13 protein-coding genes are annotated in these 18,457 nt (G+C 52.4%); 5 read left to right on the plus strand and 8 right to left on the minus strand.

What is annotated here, in order from left to right:
• Positions 1 to 214: 214 nt before the first annotated feature.
• Both rho and trxA read right to left on the minus strand, forming a co-directional pair.
• Positions 215 to 1,474 carry a transcription termination factor Rho gene (gene rho, locus QNH99_RS21060; protein ID WP_063877884.1) on the minus strand — a complete coding sequence of 420 codons (1,260 nt, stop codon included), beginning with the start codon at positions 1,472 to 1,474 and terminating at the stop codon, positions 215 to 217.
• A 342-nt stretch (positions 1,475 to 1,816) separates the two neighbouring features.
• Positions 1,817 to 2,149, minus strand: a complete 333-nt coding sequence (trxA, locus tag QNH99_RS21065; RefSeq protein WP_003851963.1) for a thioredoxin TrxA — start codon at positions 2,147 to 2,149, stop codon at positions 1,817 to 1,819.
• A 117-nt stretch (positions 2,150 to 2,266) separates the two neighbouring features.
• Between trxA and rhlB the strand changes: the two genes are divergently transcribed.
• Entirely contained in the window at positions 2,267 to 3,559 is a 1,293-nt protein-coding gene (gene rhlB, locus QNH99_RS21070; RefSeq protein WP_063877883.1) for an ATP-dependent RNA helicase RhlB, read from the plus strand.
• Positions 3,560 to 3,566: 7 nt separating this feature from the next.
• Complete coding sequence (gppA, locus tag QNH99_RS21075) at positions 3,567 to 5,051, plus strand: guanosine-5'-triphosphate,3'-diphosphate diphosphatase (RefSeq protein ID WP_063877882.1); 1,485 nt, start codon at positions 3,567 to 3,569, stop codon at positions 5,049 to 5,051.
• Between the two features lie 30 nt (positions 5,052 to 5,081).
• On the opposite strand, the gene rep is transcribed toward gppA, so the two are convergent.
• Positions 5,082 to 7,103 (minus strand): DNA helicase Rep, encoded by a 2,022-nt coding sequence (gene rep, locus QNH99_RS21080; RefSeq protein WP_063877881.1) that lies wholly within the window; start codon positions 7,101 to 7,103, stop codon positions 5,082 to 5,084.
• A gap of 157 nt (positions 7,104 to 7,260) precedes the next feature.
• On the opposite strand from rep, the gene ppiC reads away from it, so the two are divergent.
• On the plus strand, positions 7,261 to 7,542 hold the full coding sequence (ppiC, locus tag QNH99_RS21085) for a peptidylprolyl isomerase PpiC (RefSeq protein WP_063877880.1): 282 nt from the start codon (positions 7,261 to 7,263) through the stop codon (positions 7,540 to 7,542).
• Here ppiC and QNH99_RS21090 read toward each other — a convergent pair whose 3' ends face one another.
• Complete coding sequence (locus QNH99_RS21090; protein ID WP_410517159.1) at positions 7,543 to 9,600, minus strand: AsmA family protein; 2,058 nt, start codon at positions 9,598 to 9,600, stop codon at positions 7,543 to 7,545.
• A gap of 63 nt (positions 9,601 to 9,663) precedes the next feature.
• Positions 9,664 to 10,437 (minus strand): cyclic-guanylate-specific phosphodiesterase, encoded by a 774-nt coding sequence (gene pdeH / locus QNH99_RS21095; protein ID WP_063877878.1) that lies wholly within the window; start codon positions 10,435 to 10,437, stop codon positions 9,664 to 9,666.
• 268 nt (positions 10,438 to 10,705) lie between these two features.
• Here pdeH and QNH99_RS21100 point away from each other — a divergent pair, with 268 nt between their 5' ends.
• Positions 10,706 to 11,638: a sugar kinase gene (locus QNH99_RS21100; protein ID WP_283350578.1), complete on the plus strand. Its 933-nt coding sequence runs from the start codon at positions 10,706 to 10,708 to the stop codon at positions 11,636 to 11,638.
• Between the two features lie 567 nt (positions 11,639 to 12,205).
• The gene (locus QNH99_RS21105; RefSeq protein WP_063877876.1) at positions 12,206 to 13,078 is read left to right on the plus strand and encodes an alpha/beta hydrolase; all 873 of its coding nucleotides are present in this window, start codon (positions 12,206 to 12,208) and stop codon (positions 13,076 to 13,078) included.
• Between the two features lie 4 nt (positions 13,079 to 13,082).
• Here the strand turns inward: QNH99_RS21105 and QNH99_RS21110 are convergent, their stop codons facing one another.
• From QNH99_RS21110 to hmsP, 3 genes are all read right to left on the minus strand, one after another.
• Positions 13,083 to 14,591, minus strand: a complete 1,509-nt coding sequence (locus tag QNH99_RS21110; protein WP_410517160.1) for a M16 family metallopeptidase — start codon at positions 14,589 to 14,591, stop codon at positions 13,083 to 13,085.
• A gap of 245 nt (positions 14,592 to 14,836) precedes the next feature.
• Positions 14,837 to 16,126 (minus strand): dicarboxylate/amino acid:cation symporter, encoded by a 1,290-nt coding sequence (locus tag QNH99_RS21115; protein WP_172823917.1) that lies wholly within the window; start codon positions 16,124 to 16,126, stop codon positions 14,837 to 14,839.
• 218 nt (positions 16,127 to 16,344) lie between these two features.
• A complete protein-coding gene (gene hmsP, locus QNH99_RS21120) occupies positions 16,345 to 18,354 on the minus strand; it encodes a biofilm formation regulator HmsP (protein WP_109717906.1) in 2,010 nt (669 codons plus the stop codon).
• Positions 18,355 to 18,457 lie beyond the last annotated feature (103 nt).

Below are 18,457 nucleotides of genomic sequence, written 5' to 3' on the forward strand. Positions count from 1 at the left end.
GCGCATATCACTGTTCCAGATTCCGAATTCGGCATGAAGAGGTGCACGAACGGTTAAACGTCCACCACTTCCACCGTCATTATTATTACGCTTGCCAGGATTCAATCCTATAGCCCGGAAATGAAAAACGCCACGTCAGAACGTGGCGTCAGGGCTATTTTATGATCATTTAAAGCAAAAAAACGCCATCATGGTTGGATGACGCCTTAAAGGATCAAGAACGCTTCATCATGTCGAAGAATTCATCGTTGGTTTTGGTCATGGCCAACTTGTTAATCAGGAACTCCATCGCGTCGATTTCACCCATTGGATGAATGATCTTACGCAGGATCCACATTTTCTGCAGTTCTTCCTGAGAGGTTAACAGCTCTTCTTTACGTGTACCGGAGCGGTTGTAATCAATCGCCGGGAAGACACGTTTTTCAGCAATTTTACGCGCGAGATGCAGTTCCATGTTACCGGTACCTTTAAACTCTTCGTAAATCACTTCATCCATCTTCGAACCCGTATCCACCAGGGCCGTCGCAATGATGGTCAGGCTTCCGCCCTCTTCCACATTACGTGCCGCACCGAAGAAACGCTTAGGACGATGCAGGGCGTTGGCATCCACACCACCGGTTAAGACTTTACCGGAAGCCGGGACAACGGTGTTGTAGGCACGGGCCAGACGCGTGATGGAGTCGAGTAAAATGATGACGTCTTTTTTATGTTCAACCAGGCGCTTGGCCTTTTCGATCACCATCTCGGCCACCTGAACGTGACGCGAAGCCGGTTCGTCGAAGGTAGAAGCAATAACTTCACCTTTAACCAGGCGTTGCATCTCGGTGACTTCTTCCGGACGTTCATCGATCAGCAGTACCATCAGCACGCAGTCGGGATGGTTGTAGGCAATGCTTTGCGCGATGTTCTGCAGCAGCATCGTTTTACCGGCTTTTGGCGGTGCCACAATCAAACCACGCTGGCCACGACCAATCGGTGACGCCAGATCCAGTACGCGAGCGGTTAAGTCTTCAGTAGAGCCATTACCCCGCTCCATACGCAGACGACTGTTAGCGTGCAGCGGCGTGAGGTTTTCGAACAGAATCTTGTTACGCGAGTTTTCTGGTTTGTCGTAGTTAACTTCGTTAACTTTCAGCAGGGCAAAGTAGCGCTCACCTTCTTTAGGTGGACGGATTTTGCCGGCGATGGTGTCACCAGTGCGGAGGTTAAAGCGGCGAATTTGGCTGGGAGAAACGTAGATATCATCAGGACCGGCGAGGTAGGAGCTGTCTCCAGAGCGGAGGAATCCAAATCCATCCTGCAATATCTCCAGCACACCATCACCGAAGATGTCCTCGCCGCTTTTCGCGTGCTGCTTCAGGATTGAGAAAATAATGTCCTGCTTGCGCATACGAGCCTGATTTTCCAGCCCCATATTCTCGCCGAGGGTAATCAGCTCAGAAACCGGCGTATTCTTTAATTCGGTAAGATTCATATTGATGGGTTCTTAAACTCGGGGTAATACTCGAAATGTTTGTCGTGAATGGTATGGCAGTTAATCCATGCCTGTTCTGTTAATGACTTTTTTCAACTCTTCTCAACGATCATCGTCTTGAATAATGACTGGGAGCGAGGAGACGGTCGACTTAGTCAGAGTAGAGCTAGTCGTTAGATTGCTAAACCGCTGGTAGGTACAGTATGACAGGGTCTAACAAGAGAAAACTTTGAATGCTAACTACAAGGTATGTTCATAGTGCAGTGAAAATAAGTTAGCACGCTTGAAAGCGAACGTCCAGCAGCAGGCAAAAATTTAACCACTGCCGGACGTTCTGCCTGATTACGCCAGGTTGGCGTTCAGGAACTCTTTTAATTGACCTTTGGACAATGCGCCCACTTTCGTTGCAGCGACTTCACCGTTTTTAAACAGCAGCAGTGTAGGAATACCGCGGATGCCGTATTTCGGCGCAGTACCTGGGTTATCGTCAATATTCAGCTTAGCGATGGTCAGTTTGCCATCATACTCTTCTGCAACTTCATCAAGGATGGGCGCGATCATTTTACAAGGACCACACCATTCAGCCCAGAAATCTACCAGTGTAACGCCGTCGGCTTTTAGCACGTCGGTGTCGAAACTGTCATCGGTCAGATGAACGATTTTATCGCTGCTCATGTTTTACTCCACAAGATTGTGCCTGGCGAATTGGCGTAATATAAACCAATGTTGGTTGACTTTATTTCATCGGATACGCTTTCGTAAAGCGATAGTAAGCTGATATTCTACCACACTATGAGCAAAACACACTTAACTGAACAGAAGTTTTCCGACTTCGCCCTGCACCCTCTGGTGGTGGAAGCCCTTGATACTAAAGGGTTTTATAACTGCACGCCTATCCAGGCGTTAGCACTGCCATTTACGCTTTCAGGGCGTGATGTCGCAGGTCAGGCGCAAACCGGTACCGGCAAAACGATGGCGTTTTTAACGTCAACGTTTCATCATCTTCTCTCTCACCCTGCTCCAGAGGGCCGCCAGGTTAACCAACCGCGCGCCTTAATTCTGGCACCGACACGTGAACTTGCAGTGCAAATTCACGCCGATGCGGAACCTCTGGCGGCATCGACCGGCCTTAAATTAGGTCTGGCTTACGGTGGCGATGGCTACGACAAACAGTTAAAAGTGCTGGAACAAGGTGTCGACATTCTGGTGGGCACCACCGGCCGTTTAATTGACTATGCCAAGCAGAATCACGTCAACCTTGGTGCCATTCAGGTCATGGTGCTGGACGAAGCCGATCGCATGTTCGATCTCGGCTTTATAAAAGATATTCGTTGGTTGTTCCGCCGCATGCCTGCCGCGACCCAACGCCTGAGCATGCTTTTCTCTGCCACGCTTTCTTACCGCGTGCGTGAACTGGCATTCGAGCACATGAACAGTGCCGAATACGTTGAAGTTGAGCCTGAACAAAAAACCGGTCATCGCATCAAAGAAGAGCTTTTCTATCCGTCAAACGAAGAGAAAATGCGCTTGCTGCAGACGCTGGTGGAAGAAGAGTGGCCCGACAGGGCAATCATTTTCGCTAACACCAAGCACCGTTGCGAAGACATCTGGGGCCATCTGGCTGCAGACGGCCATCGGGTCGGGTTGCTGACCGGCGACGTGGCGCAGAAGAAACGTTTACGTATCCTGGATGACTTCACGAAAGGTGATATTGATATCCTGGTGGCAACTGATGTGGCAGCACGCGGCCTGCATATTCCCGCCGTTACCCACGTGTTTAACTACGATCTGCCTGACGACCGCGAAGACTATGTTCATCGCATTGGCCGTACTGGCCGTGCGGGCGCAAGCGGTCACTCTATCAGCCTGGCGTGCGAAGAGTACGCGTTAAATCTGCCCGGCATTGAAGAGTACATTGGTCACAGTATCCCGGTGAGCAAGTACAACAGCGATGCGCTGTTAAGTGAATTACCGCCACCGAAACGTCTGACGCGTAGTCGTTCAGGCAACGGTCAGCGTCGTGGAGGCAACAACACCGGCCGCCGCGGTGCACCACGTCATAACAACCGTAAACGTTCGGGTTAAGTTGACCATGCTAAGCGCATCGACTCTCTATGCTGCCATTGATTTAGGTTCTAACAGCTTTCACATGCTGGTAGTCAGCGAAGTGTCGGGAAGTATTCAGACCATCGCTAAAATCAAACGCAAGGTGCGCCTGGCCGCTGGCCTGGATAAATCGAATTGTCTGTCCGCCGACGCCATGGCTCGCGGCTGGCAATGTCTGCGGCTTTTCTCTGAACAGCTTCAGGATATTCCCCCCGATCAGATTCGGGTGGTCGCAACCGCCACGCTGCGTATCGCGGCGAATGCGCAGGAATTCCTTGATAAGGCACAGCAGATTCTGGGTTGCGCCATCAATGTGATTAGTGGCGAAGAAGAAGCGCGTCTGATTTATCAGGGCGTAGCGCATACCACCGGGGGTTCTGATCAACGCCTGGTGGTAGACATTGGCGGTGGCAGCACAGAGTTAGCCACTGGCGATGGTTCGCATGCCAATGTGCTGTATAGCCTGCAAATGGGCTGTGTCACCTGGCTGGAGCGTTTCTTTGGCGATCGCCACCTGGCTAAAGAAAATTTTGACCAGGCAGAAGAAGCAGCCAAAGCGATGCTAAAACCTGTTACAGCAGAACTGCGTAAACAGAGTTGGGAGGTTTGCGTTGGTGCTTCTGGAACGGTTCAGGCCCTCCAGGAAATCATGGTGGCCCAGGGCATGGATGAGCGCATCACCCTGAGCAAGCTGCAACAGTTAAAGCAGCGCGCTATTCAGTGTGGCAAACTCGAAGAGCTTGAAATTGAAGGCCTGACGCTGGAACGCGCGTTAGTGTTCCCCAGTGGGCTTTCCATTCTTATTGCCATCTTCCAGGAACTCAACATTGACAGCATGACCCTGGCCGGTGGCGCGCTTCGCGAAGGTCTGGTGTACGGTATGCTGCATCTGCCTGTCGATCGCGACATTCGCAGCCGTACGCTGCAAAATGTGCAGCGCCGTTTCAATATTGATGTCTGTCAGGCCGACCGGGTACGCCAGCTGGCGGAAAGCTTTTTTCGTCAGGTGAGTGTTAGCTGGAAGCTAGACCAGCGCTGTCGGGAGCTACTGCTTAGTGCCTGTATGATTCACGAAATCGGGCTGAGTGTCGATTTTCGTCAGGCCCCGCAGCACGCGGCCTATCTGGTTCGCCATCTCGACCTTCCGGGTTTTACACCGGCGCAGAAAAAGCTGCTTGCCTGCTTACTGCAAAATCAAAGTGGCAGCATCGACCTTGCTCTACTGACGCAACAAAATGCCCTGCCACCGCGTCTGGCCGAGCGTTTGTGTCGTCTGCTGCGACTGTCCATTATCTTCTCCACTCGCCGTCGTGATGACACCTTACCCGCCGTTCGTATGCAGGCAGATGATGAAGCCTTGCATGTCACGCTACCGGCAGGCTGGCTGGACGTCCATCCGCTGCGGGCCGAGCTGCTTGAACAGGAAAGCCATTATCAGTCCTATGTCCACTGGTCTTTGACGCTTTCCTGATCCCGCTTACCTCATCCGCTCAGCGACTGATTAGCTCTTTTTCGCCTTTTCCAGCATTGCACGCAATCCGGCCACGCGACTCTGGCCGGTTTTCATGCGCTCTTCTGCACTCACCACTTTCCGCTCGGTTTCCCAGATCACATCGTCCTGCGGCAGTTCCAACAAAAAGCGGCTGGGCTCGGGACGAACCAGTTCGCCATACTGACGGCGCTCCCGGCATAAGGTAAACGTCAGCTCTTTCTGCGCGCGGGTGATGCCGACATACGCCAGACGGCGTTCTTCCTCAATGTTATTTTCATCGATGCTGCTCTGGTGCGGTAGCAGCCCTTCTTCCATGCCAACCAGGAAAACGTAGGGAAACTCCAGCCCTTTAGAGGCGTGAAGCGTCATGAGCTGCACCTGATCGAGCTCTTCGTCGCTCTCACCGCGTTCCATCATGTCGCGCAGCGTGAAGCGCGTGACAACCTGGGCCAGCGTCATGGGCTCATCCAGATCGCTACCTTCCAGCATTTCCGTCATCCACTGAAACAGGGTATTGACGTTTTTCATGCGCATTTCGGCAGCTTTAGGGCTGCCCGACGTTTCAAACAGCCAGCTTTCGTAATCGATGCCGCGTATTAAATCACGCACGGCATTAACCGGCTCACGTTCGCTGAGCTGGATAATGTCATTGAGCCAATGGGTAAAACGCTGTAAATGTTCAAGCCCACGCCCGGTCAGCGTTTGTCCCAGACCGACATCAAAACTGGCATTAAACAGACTTTTGTTACGTACATTGGCCCACTCGCCCAGCTTTTGCAGCGTTGCCGGACCAATTTCGCGCCGTGGTGTATTCACAATGCGCAAAAAAGCACTGTCATCATCGGGATTCGTCAGCACTCGCAGGTATGCCAGCAGGTCCTTGATCTCGGGACGCGAGAAAAAGGAGGTCCCGCCGGAAATGCGGTAAGGGATGCGGTTCTGCATCAAGAATTTTTCAAACACGCGGGATTGATGGTTACCGCGGTACAGGATGGCGTAATCTTTATACTGGGTTTTATTGATAAAGTGATGGGCGATCAGTTCGCCCGTCACCCGTTCTGCTTCGTGCTCTTCGCTGTTCGCGCTGAGGACCTTGAGTTCACTGCCCAGACCCAGTTCAGAAAACAGACGTTTCTCAAACACATGCGGATTATTGGCGATCAGGATATTCGCCGCTTTAAGGATACGTTGTGAAGAACGGTAGTTTTGCTCAAGCTTAACCACTTCCAGCGCCGGGAAATCCTCATTAAGCAGGACCAGATTTTGCGGGCGCGCACCGCGCCAGGAGTAAATAGACTGATCGTCATCCCCTACGACGGTGAAACGCGCCCGGGCACCGACCAGCAGCTTGACCAGTTCATACTGACTGGTGTTCGTATCCTGGTACTCATCCACCAACAGGTAACGAATTCGTTGTTGCCAGCGCTCGCGGACGTCCTGATTACGCTGTAGCAGAAGCGTCGGTAACAGAATTAAGTCGTCAAAATCCAGCACGTTACAGGATTTAAGATGCCGATCGTAAAGTGCATAGCAGTGGGCAAAGAGGTTATCGCGCTCTGAGCGGGCTAATGCTGCCGCTTTCGGCGGATCGACCAGATCGTTTTTCCAGTTAGAAATGGTGGAAATCAGCTGCTGCAGTAATGTCTTATCCTCTTGCAGCCATTCGCTGGTCAGATCTTTGAGCAACGCCAGTTGATCCTGATCGTCGAACAGGGAAAAGTTGGATTTCATCCCCAGCGCCACATATTCGCGCTTGATAATCTCCAGCCCCAGCGTGTGAAACGTGGAGATCATCAGGCCGCGTGCCTCTTTGCGTCCCAGCGTTTGCGCCACGCGCTCTTTCATTTCGCGCGAGGCTTTATTGGTGAAAGTGACGGCAGCAATATGGCGAGCCTGATAGCCACATTCACGAATCAGATGCGCGATTTTATTGGTGATCACGCGGGTTTTCCCCGAGCCTGCACCCGCCAGAACCAGACAGGGACCGGTAACAAATTCGACGGCTCGTTGTTGGCTGGAGTTTAAACGCATAGGGAATCGCTCTGTTGAAATAGAAGACCGATTTCGAACCGCAGTGAGGGCGGTAGCCCGTCAGCACTGACTCAATGAATATGCGCCGTTAACGCATCTGCGATTTGAAAAGACAGGTTTATAATGGGGGACGATTATACACAACAGAGACATCATCATGGCGAAAACTGCCGCGGCTTTACATATTCTGGTGAAACACGAGGCGCAGGCGACTGCCCTGCTGGAAAAACTGCAAAAAGGCGAAAACTTCCAGCAACTTGCCCGCAAACATTCTCTCTGTCCCTCTGGCCGGAACGGGGGAGATTTGGGAGAGTTCCGTCGGGGAAAAATGGTCGCGGCCTTTGATAAAGCGGCGTTCACCTGCCCGTTGTTACAACCTTTTGGGCCGGTGAAAACCGCTTTTGGTTACCACATTATAAAAGTGCTCTATCGTAACTGATCACTTCTTCTTCATTTGCTGCAGTACCCGGCTGCACTGGTTATCGTCCGTATCACTGGGCGAAATCAGCGCCAGGAGCGCCGCTGCGGGCCCGACGACGGCACCCAGCGCTACCGCCGCCGCACCGCGTGCCAGTAAGGGACCGGTCTTCACGCCGGCATCCGGATTTTTGAACGTGCCGCGAACGTACAAAGGAGAGCGTAGGGTCACGACGCGAATACCTTTACTCTCTGGATTAACAGAAAGATCCAGGCGTTCATTGGCAAAGTTTGCAGTTCCTGTCACGTTGATAACGGCATTTTCCGTATCAAACACAAACAGTCCTGGGGTGGCCAGGCCATTTTGCAGCTTAAGATCGGTTGCCGCGCAGTTAATACGGACCTCATCGTCACCAAACAGCTTGCCGACCAGATAATTACCAACGTTTAATCCCGCGATTTCCATCAGATTGCGGCTGATCAGCCCGTCGTTCATCAGCAGTTTTAACTGACCATTACTGGTTGCCAGCAGGTCAGCAACGGAATTACCGGTGCCGGTTAAGCTGGCATCACCGTTCAGTTGTCCCTGGCTGTTCTGCATTGCCTGCACATTGGGAAACAGCTGGCGCAGACGAAGTTTGCGGGCATGAATATCAGCCCGGCCCCGCATGGGCGAGCGATCGCCTTCCAGCCGAATCGTACTGTTGAGGTTACCGCCAGCCATGCCGAAACGTAGCGGATCAAGCAGCAAATTACCGTTATCCAGCTGTAAATGGGTATAAAGATCGCTTAATGGCAGCGAATTGCTGTGTTCGATACGTTTGCCGCTAAACTTCACATCCGCATCCATGACGTTCCAGTTTTTAGTATCAAACTTGTCGTGAGGCAGGACACGATCGGCAGGCTGCGTGGTTTTTTCACCGCGTTTCGCCTTGGCCAGTTCGGTTTTCTCGCTGCCCTTACCAGAATCAACCCCGATTAGCGGGCCTAAATCCGCCATGCGTAATTGATCCGAGCGGAGTTCACCCACCAGTTTTGGTCGCGGCTTGCCCTGGCTGTAGGTCAGGGAACCGTGGATATCGCTGTCGCCAATATGACCATTAAACCCCTGGTAACGGAAAACCCCGCCCTCTTTCCCCGTAAATTTAGCGATAAGGCGACCATCGGTTTCATAAGGCGGCGTATCAGGTAATAAAACGCCGGTCAGGCCATACAGATTCGCCAACGTATCACCCGAAAAACGCAGGCGCACATCCAGTCCACCCAGATTCAGTGGGTCCTGCACACCGCCAGTCAACTGAACGCGCGTACTGCCATTATGCACGTCTGCCTGTACCGGGAAAGGCGTTGTCTGGCTACGCAGGGATAACATGCCGCCGATCTTGCCCTCACCCGTGAGTTTTTCATTGTTGTAGCTACCCGTTGCCTGCCAGCCAAAGACAAAATCACCCGCCCCTTTTTGTCTGTCGTCACCGCCCGCGATTTGCGAATAAGGCACAGGCTTACCCAGTGGGTTGACGTTAAGCGTCACATCCGCCTTGTTAACGGCATCGCGATAAAGGATTTTCCCCTGATCAAACAGGATATTATCCAAACGGAATGACCAGGCCGATGGCGGCGCCTTGTCGTCTTTGCTGTCGCTGTTCGCGAGGGTAAAGGTCCAGTTGTTTTTCTTATCCGCGGTTTGGATCAGACGTGCGTCCGGCTGCTGCAGCTTTATCCAGGGGATAAAAACCTCTTTATGCAGTAATGCCAGCGGCGCAAGTGTGGCGTCGACACGTTGCAAATGCACCATAGTGACATCGGGAATATCAGGGGGATTACCCAGCATAATGTCTTCGGCGTGCAGATGAGGCCAGGGTATCCAGGCACGCCATCCGGGTTCTTCACGGTTACGCTGCCATGCGATTCCCAAATCACCACGAATGGCAAAGGGTCGGTTAAGTTCCGCAGACACTTTCTGGTTAATTGTTGGTTTCAGGCGATTCCAGTCGAATGTTGCAATGACCACTACCACCACGACGATCAGCACGACTAAAATCCCGCCAATCCAGCTTACAGTTTTTCCGGCGCGTGACATTAGGCTTCCTCCCTGCTCTTTCACGGTCTCCGTTAAAGATAGTCGAGAGCGCGCGGGAAGGGATCAATCAAGTTGTACAGGCAGATGCTCCAGTTCGGAAAAAGGCGCCGGGCGTGAAAAAAAGTATCCCTGCGCTGCCATCGCGGGTGACGACTTAACCTGCTCCCACTCATGTTGCGTTTCGACGCCTTCAACGATCACGCCGTTGCAATAGCGATTGATCAACGACAACAGCATGGGAAACAACACCTGGCCTTCATCTGACGCGCGTAACAGAATAAAAAGTTCACGTGACAGCTTGATGTAGTCGTATTTAAGCTCAGTTAATGCAGAGAAGTTCGCCATACCTGAGCCAAAATCATCCAGCCACAAGGGTCCCAGCTCGGGCATTTGCGCCACCATCTCTTCCTGAGGCAAGACATGATGCTCGGTCAGTTCAAAGCGCACCCAGGGTAAACGGGTAATCAGACTACGAATCGGCAAATGATGTTGTATTAATGACAATGAAGGGCCGTCAATATTCACTGAAGCCATGACGTTATTGCAGGCAAAAAAAGATTCCCACTGGGCGAGCAGCTCTAACTGCTCCTGCACAATATCAAGGCGTTGCGCGATTTCCAGCGCAGAAAAATAGGCTTCAGGAGACAGATTTTTCGTCGGTTCAGACGGATGTGTAACCGCCGTCAGCAGTTCAACCGCCAATAGTCGCCCTGAGACTTTATAGATAGGCTGAAAGGTATAGCGGCGTTGACACTGCTGCCAGAAGAGACGTTTTTTCTGCTGGGGATTGATGTCAGTTGAAGAAGGTAGCCATTGACTAATATTCTCCATAACCATGGTCTTTTCCTGGTTGATAGTAAGCGCCTTCATCTGGCGGCTCAGCGGTAATTATCGCTTAAGTTTCGATAACATAGTGAAAACCGGGCCACGTTGAAGCAACGAGTCTACGCCTCTTTTATTGCGACAATCGCCGAAACAAGCCGCTTTATCGGGTTAATTATCGCTTTACATCACCATAAATTAAATTAAAACGGCGTTTTAAAACGTTGACGACAACGCTGACAAACGCGAGACTGAAGCAAACGTTAACGACAGGCCTGAAACCATGACGCACATAAACATCGCCATTATGGGTGAATGCATGATTGAGCTATCCGAGAAAGGTGACAACATCAAACGCGGCTTTGGCGGTGACACGCTCAATACCGCTGTTTACCTTGCCCGGCAGGTCGATCAACACACTATCAAGGTGGATTACGTTACGGCGCTGGGGAACGATCCCTTTAGCGCACAAATGATCGCCAGCTGGCAGCAGGAAAACGTCAATACCGGACTGATTCAACGGCTTGAAAACAAAATGCCAGGCCTGTACATGATCCAAACCGATGAAGAAGGCGAACGCTCGTTCTGGTACTGGCGCAGCGATGCGGCGGCACGATACTGGCTTGATGGCCCTGAGGCAAAAGCGATTTGTCAGCAGCTTGAGCATTACGACTATCTGTATCTCAGCGGTATCAGCCTTGCGATTCTGCCTGATCAGAGCCGTGCAGCACTCATGCAGTTGCTTGCAAACTGCCGCAGGAACGGGGGCAAGGTGATATTTGACAATAATTACCGGCCTCGCTTGTGGAAAGATAACGCCAGTACCCGCCAGGCCTACCAACAAATGCTTGAAAATACGGATATTGCTTTCCTGACGTTGGATGATGAGCATCTGTTATGGGGCAATCAGCCTGTGGAGGATGTCATTGCACGGGCGCGCCAGGCGGGCGTGAGCGAGATTGTTATCAAGCGCGGAGCAGAATCCTGCCTGATTGCCGTTGAAGGCCAGCCAGTAACGGAGGTTCCGTCAATCACGCTGGCGAAAGATAAGATAATCGATACTACTGCAGCCGGCGATTCGTTCAGTGCGGGCTATCTGGCACAACGTCTTGTGGGTGCTTCTGTTAAAGATGCCGCGCTGCGCGGTCATCTTACGGCCAGCACGGTTATTCAGTTTCGTGGGGCAATTATCCCGCGGGAAGCGATGCCCACGTAATCGCCGCGCATCGCCCAGGGGGGGAAGACCTTAAAAGCCTCATGAAGTGGCCAGGGAACATACTTCCGCGATCCTGGGGGCGATGACTGGGAGACTGGCTGGTCATCCTTCTGGCAATCTGGCGATCGGGACAGGCTGGTGATCGATGCAAGCCTATAGCACCGCAGTTCTGGCTCAGCGGCGCCGGGCTTGTCAGTTGCACAACGCGAGCCGCGCAGGAACACATCACTTTCTTTAAAGAAAAACGGGGGAAATATGTCTGCCGTTTCCGTCAGGGCAATATGAAACCCCCTGCATTTAGCTTAAGTCAGTCATCCCGTTTTATTCTTGCGCCATCCCGCTCTCGTCCGTTAATAACCGCTAATCTTAATTATTTTTTATTCCTTTAAAATTATCAGGTTAGCGCAATATCACTGATGCCAGGTATAGTCTGAATCTCGGCGTTTGCGCGGTTTTAAGTTGGACGATTAGGCTAAAAGAAGCCATCTTTTAAACAGCGACAGCAGGATGCTGTTTTCACGGCCGCGAACAAAACAACGACAACATCTTTCGCATCAGGACACAGCTATGAATACAGAAATTATTAATATCTGGCCAAATGGTGATGCGCCCGGTGCCAGCGATTCTCGTGCTCAGCCCCAGATAGTGGATACAGCAAAAGAGTACGAACCCTACGATCGCGTGGCAACCGGCGTGCGCTGCCCGGAAATGGCTATCTGGCACCCTGTGGAATCTAATGGGATTACGTTACTGGTCGCGCCAGGCGGCGGCTATCAACGCATCATGATCGATCGTGAAGGCAGCGCGCTCGCCACCTTTTTTACTTCAATGGGTTATACGCTGGCCGTGATGACCTATCGCCTGCCCTACGACGGACATCATGAAGGGCCAGATGCACCGCTGGCAGATGCACAGCGCGCCGTTCGCGTACTGCGTGAACGTGCACAGCGTGGGCTGAACGGTAAGTACATCGTCATGATGGGCTTTTCGGCTGGCGGTCACGTTACCGCGAGTCTGGGTACGCGTTTCGCCGAGAAACTCTATCCGGTTCAGGACAGTGCTGAAAACTTTTCACCCCGCCCGGACGCTATGGTGCTGGTTTATCCGGTCATCAGTATGCGTGACGGTCTGGCCCATGAAGGTGCACGCACCCGCTTATTAGGAGCATGGCCCGATCAGAAAGCCATTGATGCTTACTCTCTTGAAACGCGGGTGCACAATCAGGTACCGCCGACCTTGCTGATCCATGCCGCCGATGATGATGCCGTCCCCGTTAACAACAGCATGGTATTTTTTAGCGCATTACGGGAACACAATGTGCCAGTTGAAGTGCATTTCTACCAGAAGGGCGGGCACGGTTTTGGTATCCGTGGCGTAGCGGATTTGCCCCTCGCCAGTTGGCCGATGTTAGTGACCGAATGGCTCAGGGCAAAAACCTGAAGGATCAGGAAGCCGGAGGCGCTGCGTCACCTGCGGCGCTGCTCTCCGGCTGGCTGGCATCACTGCCGGTCGCCGGTGCAGACGCTGTCGCGGGCGGCGTCATGAGCTTATCCCAGCCCGACTTGAGGCTTTTCACATTGGTTTCGGTTTCGCCTTCCGGCTGAATCAACACCATCATTAATTCCTGGCTGAGTTGCTGACGCAGCTCCTGATTCAGCTGATCGCGCGTTAAGCCAGCAAGGAAATCCTGACGCAGCTTTTGATACTGCTCTGGGGCAATATCCACCACTGAATTGCGCTGAGAACGTAAGCGCTGGCTGATCAATACGTCAGTGTCTGTGCGGGCATAGGTCGTGAAAAGCTTATTCAGTTCCAGCAGCTTTTGCGCCATCAGGGCATCAAACTCGTCCTGAGGCAAACCGTTATCGCGAACGGCAGCCAGCTCACGAGCGACCAGATTCATGTTCTGTTCAAGACTGTCATTGCGCGTGTCCATATTGATGGAACACTGCGCGCGCTGGTACAGCACCCGACAGTCAAAGCCGACCTGCACACCTTGTGCTTTCCTGTTGCTCATGGCCCGCTGAACGTGCCAGAACAGGGCTTCACGCGCCAGATCGCCTCGCCAGTAACGCTGTAAGTTCTGCGAATCCCGGATGGGCTGCCATGGTGTATCCCAGACAAGCGACAACCTGTCCTGCGTTAATCCCCCGCTGACCAGATTGACGGGATCGTGCGGTAAAGGCGACAGCGTAGGCATCGCCGCTGGCGTGCTGCGCTTACCTTCCAGCGGTGAGAACGCTTTGTTGATCTGCTCGGAAAGGCTGCGGCTGTCTACGTTACCGACGACATACAGTGTCATCGCATCTGGCGTATACCACTGCTGGTAAAAACTTTTCAGCTGCGCGGTGTCCACCGGCGCGCGCGGTTTTTCAGCCGGGTCATGCGCTAACAATGCCGACCCTTTCAGCCGATAGCGCCACCAGACATCCTGGGTATCCGCCGGCCAGGTTCTTACCGGGTCAGAAGCGGACAAGGCTGTGTCCACCACCTGATTGGTAATGGCCATATCCCCTGCCGTGGCCGCCAGCCAGTTCAAGGCTTCTTTCAATAGCTCAGGACGGTTGTTAGGCAGGCTTAAGTTGTATTGCGTGTAATCATACGAAGAAATAACGGGCGGTAAAGGTCGCTGTGGATCGATACTCTGCTGCCACAAAGCGCGCTGCTGGTTAGTATCCAGCGCCGTGTTATGCACCATCGCCAGACGTGACAGAAGATGGCTGAAACCGGTTTGCTGCGCACTTTCTACCAGTGAGCCGGTGTTTACCACCATACGCAATTCAATGCGATCGCTTGGCCGTTGCGGTGTTGCCAACAGTTGCCAGTTAAATCCGTTATCCAGTCTTCCCTGTTGCCAGGCTGGATCAGGTTGCAGCGTTTCTGCTGGCACACCGTAACTGGTCGCTGCCAGCACTAATCCACCAACCAAAAGCCGAATTCTGGTGCCCTGCATGTGAACCCCTACTCAAACAATTCAAAAATCGTTATCACTGGCACGTTTAGCCGCGTTTATAAGCGGACCGATCATTGCCGATTCGCGCTGCCGATCATTAACAACAGGTTTGACCACAGGAAGACCGGGATGTCACGCAACGAAGTGAAAAACGTTGAAAAAAACAAGTGGGGTTTATTATCCAAATGCCCGCTGTCAGGGCAAGTGACAGCGGGCATTTGAGAGGATTAAATCACATTCAAGCGTTAAATCGCCGATTCTGACGGGTTTTTTGCCTTATTTTTGCCCGCCAGCGTGTCGCCCAGCTGTTTTTTATCCAACTGATCGACCCATTTTGCCACGACCACCGTTGCAACACCGTTACCCACCAGATTGGTCAGCGCACGTGCTTCGGACATAAAGCGGTCAATGCCTAAAATCAGTGCCAGACCTGCAACCGGTAAATGTCCCACTGCCGAAAGCGTCGCCGCCAGGACAATAAAGCCACTGCCCGTTACCCCGGCTGCGCCTTTCGAAGAGAGCAGCAATACGACCAACAGCGTGATTTGATGGAAGATATCCATGTGGGCATTGGTTGCCTGGGCGATAAAGACGGCCGCCATCGTCAGATAGATTGAGGTGCCATCCAGGTTAAAGGAATAACCGGTTGGAATCACCAATCCGACAACGGACTTCTTACAACCCAGCCGTTCCATTTTATCCAGCATACGTGGCAGTGCGGATTCTGATGAGGAGGTTCCCAGCACAATCAGCAGCTCTTCTTTAATGTAGGCAATGAATTTAAAGATGCTGAAGCCACCGAACACGCGCGCAATCAGCCCCAGTACCACCACCACAAACAGAATACAGGTGATATAGAAGCAGATAATGAGCTGCCCAAGCTGTACCAGTGAACCGACGCCATATTTACCGATGGTAAAGGCCATGGCACCAAATGCCCCAATAGGTGCAAGGCGCATGATCATATTGATGATGCCAAAAATAACTTTGGAGAAGCTTTCGATCACGTTGAAAATTAAGGTGCCGGTGTTGCCCAGACGATGCAGCGCAAAACCGAACAGAACGGCAAACAGCAATACTTGCAGGATATTACCGCTGGCGAAGGCACCAATCACGCTGCCCGGAATCACATCCAGTAAGAAGGCAACGATGCCCTGCTGCTCGGCCTGCTGGGCATAAATGGCCACGGCTTTCGCATCCAGCGTCGCGGGGTCGACGTTCATGCCCACACCAGGCTGAACGACGTTAACCACGATCAGACCAATCATCAGCGCGATGGTACTGACGATTTCAAAGTAGAGCAGCGCAACCGCACCCGTGCGGCCCACGGCTTTCATGCTTTCCATTCCGGCGATACCGGTCACAACCGTACAGAAAATAACGGGTGCGATGATCATCTTGATCAATTTAACGAAGCCATCCCCTAACGGCTTCATTTGGGTACCTAATTCTGGATAGAAATGGCCCATGAGTACACCAATGGCAATGGCGACCAGAACCTGGAAATAAAGGCTTTTAAATAGTTTCATAAACAGGTATCCACTAACGAATAGGGTAATGTTGTCGGATTTTTTATTGTGACTGGCTGGCAAGGCAGGCCGGACCAGACAGTTGACAGAAAATAACACTCTGTTTACGTGATTAATACAGGGCTGCAAAGTCAGGGGAAATGATACAAGCGTAATTCTGAACTGAAACGCTTCAGCAAGGGGTTTTGTAACTAAAATTCTTGCAAAATCAAGGAATCAGAGGGTTATTCGTGCAGTGGCGGCTTGCCAATCCATTGTTCGTTAAACTGCGCCAGCGGGACGGCCTCAGAATAGAGATAGCCCTGACCAATCGTGATACCACGCGCAAGCAGCCAGTCGCGTTGCTCGCAGGTTTCCACGCCTTCGGCAATCACATCCAGGTCGATAATATCCGCGATGGCAGCAACGATGCGAACCATGGTGTCATCCTCGGGTAAGGCGGCGACAAAGCTGCGATCCATTTTCAGCTTGTTAACAGGTAATGACTTGAACTGATGAAGGTAGTTGAGATTGGAATACCCCATGCCAAAGTCATCAAGCGCGACAGCAACACCGGTTTTTTGCAGCATCCGTAGCAGGGAAATAGCCTGTTCAGCATCGCCGATCTCCGCCGTTTCGGTCATCTCCAGCACCAGCGAGCCTGGCGCGATAGAATGGCGCGCCAACAGCGATTGCAAATGGCTGACGATGCTGGCATCACGTAACTGTACGGCTGAAATGTTGATGCTTAGCGGCACCGTCATGCCATGGCGCTGCCAGCCCGCCAGAATGCGACAGGCTTCTTCAAATACCCAGCGCCCAATAGCAGAAATCACCCCGATTTCTTCGGCACTGGCAATAAACTCCTCGGGTAAACCGTAACTCCCGTCAGCCTGACGCATCCGCAACAGCGCTTCCGCCCCGGCTAAGTTACCGGTCCTCATATCGATCTGTGGTTGCAGGTAGAGGGCAAACTGGTCGTCGTGCAGGCCTTGTAAAATATCGTGTTCCTGGGTCAACCGTTTTTGCGCGCGTTCGGTCAATGCAGCGTCAAAAAACAGGATCTGATTTTTCCCCAGCCGGCGCGCGGACATCATTGCCGAGGTCGCTCTGTCCAGCATCTCAACGGCGCCCGTCGTATCGCGCTCTTCGCTTAATGCCAGACCGATACTGGCGTTAGGCCGCAGCTGTAGCTGATGCAGGTTTACAGGTTGATTCAGGCGAATCATCAGATTGCGGGCCAGACGCAGGGCGCGGAACGGCGTGTTGGCCGATTTCATCAGCAAGACAAAATCACTGGTGGTGATCTGCGCTAATACGGTGTGGTCATCAAGGGTGCTGCGAATTTTCTCGACCAGCGTCAACATCAGCGTATCGCGCTGCTCATCGCTTAGTACGCCATTCGCTTCCTGTAAGGTCTCAATACGGATGACCATGACACTAAAGGCCTGCCGTCGATAACCGATGAACTGTTCCAGCAACGCCACAAACAGCGCCCGGTTAGGCAGGTCGGTGACGTCAAAATGCGTTGTTAACCGACTCATCTCGTCATGAATGGACTCCAGTACATGTTGATTGCGGTTGTAACTGCGAATCAACATACCGATTTCGTCGTCGCGGTGATCCGCCGGCAGCGTCAGTTTATGCGTAAGAATCGACTGGGGCGGCAATTCCTGTATTTCACGTGAAATACGCCGCAGTGGATGTACAACCAACCGGTTGATGCACCAGCTAATGGAGACGGAGAGGATCAGCGCCAGCAGCAGATAGGTGACAATCATCGTAGAGAGCGTACTCAGGATAAACTGATAAACACGCGATGAGTTGGCCTGCAGCACCAGATAAGCCAGCGGCTTGGGTAAGCCCGTATGCTCCACCGAATAGAGCGGCAGCGTGATTTGTACCGGCAGCTCAAACAGGCGGGCCACCAGCCTGGGCACCGGTTTTTCGTTTTCAAAATTCGCGTGTAGCGCCTGAAAAGCATTGGGCAACACCACATCCGCACGCGACAAAATGCCTGCCGGTTTAAGTGAGTTAAGGATGCGTTCGGCCTGAGGGATATCAGCTTTTAATACGGCATCAGACAGGGGCTGACGCACGGTGTGCGCGATATTTTCCATTTGCTGGGCGTATTCAATCCTGCGCTGCTGCACAAAATGGAACAGTTGAATAACGATAAAAATGCTGATGGTCACCGTCGCAATGAGAGAAACCGTCGCCATCTGTTTTATCGTAAGTGATCGGCTTACGCGCAAAAATTTACTCCCGGCTCGCTAAGAGCGTAGATATCCGTCAAGAAAAGCGCGTCAAGTATATCCTATCGCAGCGTTTTTTTGTGGCTTAAGGCGGCGGAAGCAG

The organism is Pantoea allii (genome assembly GCF_046529425.1).
In the GTDB taxonomy this organism is placed as follows: domain Bacteria; phylum Pseudomonadota; class Gammaproteobacteria; order Enterobacterales; family Enterobacteriaceae; genus Pantoea; species Pantoea allii.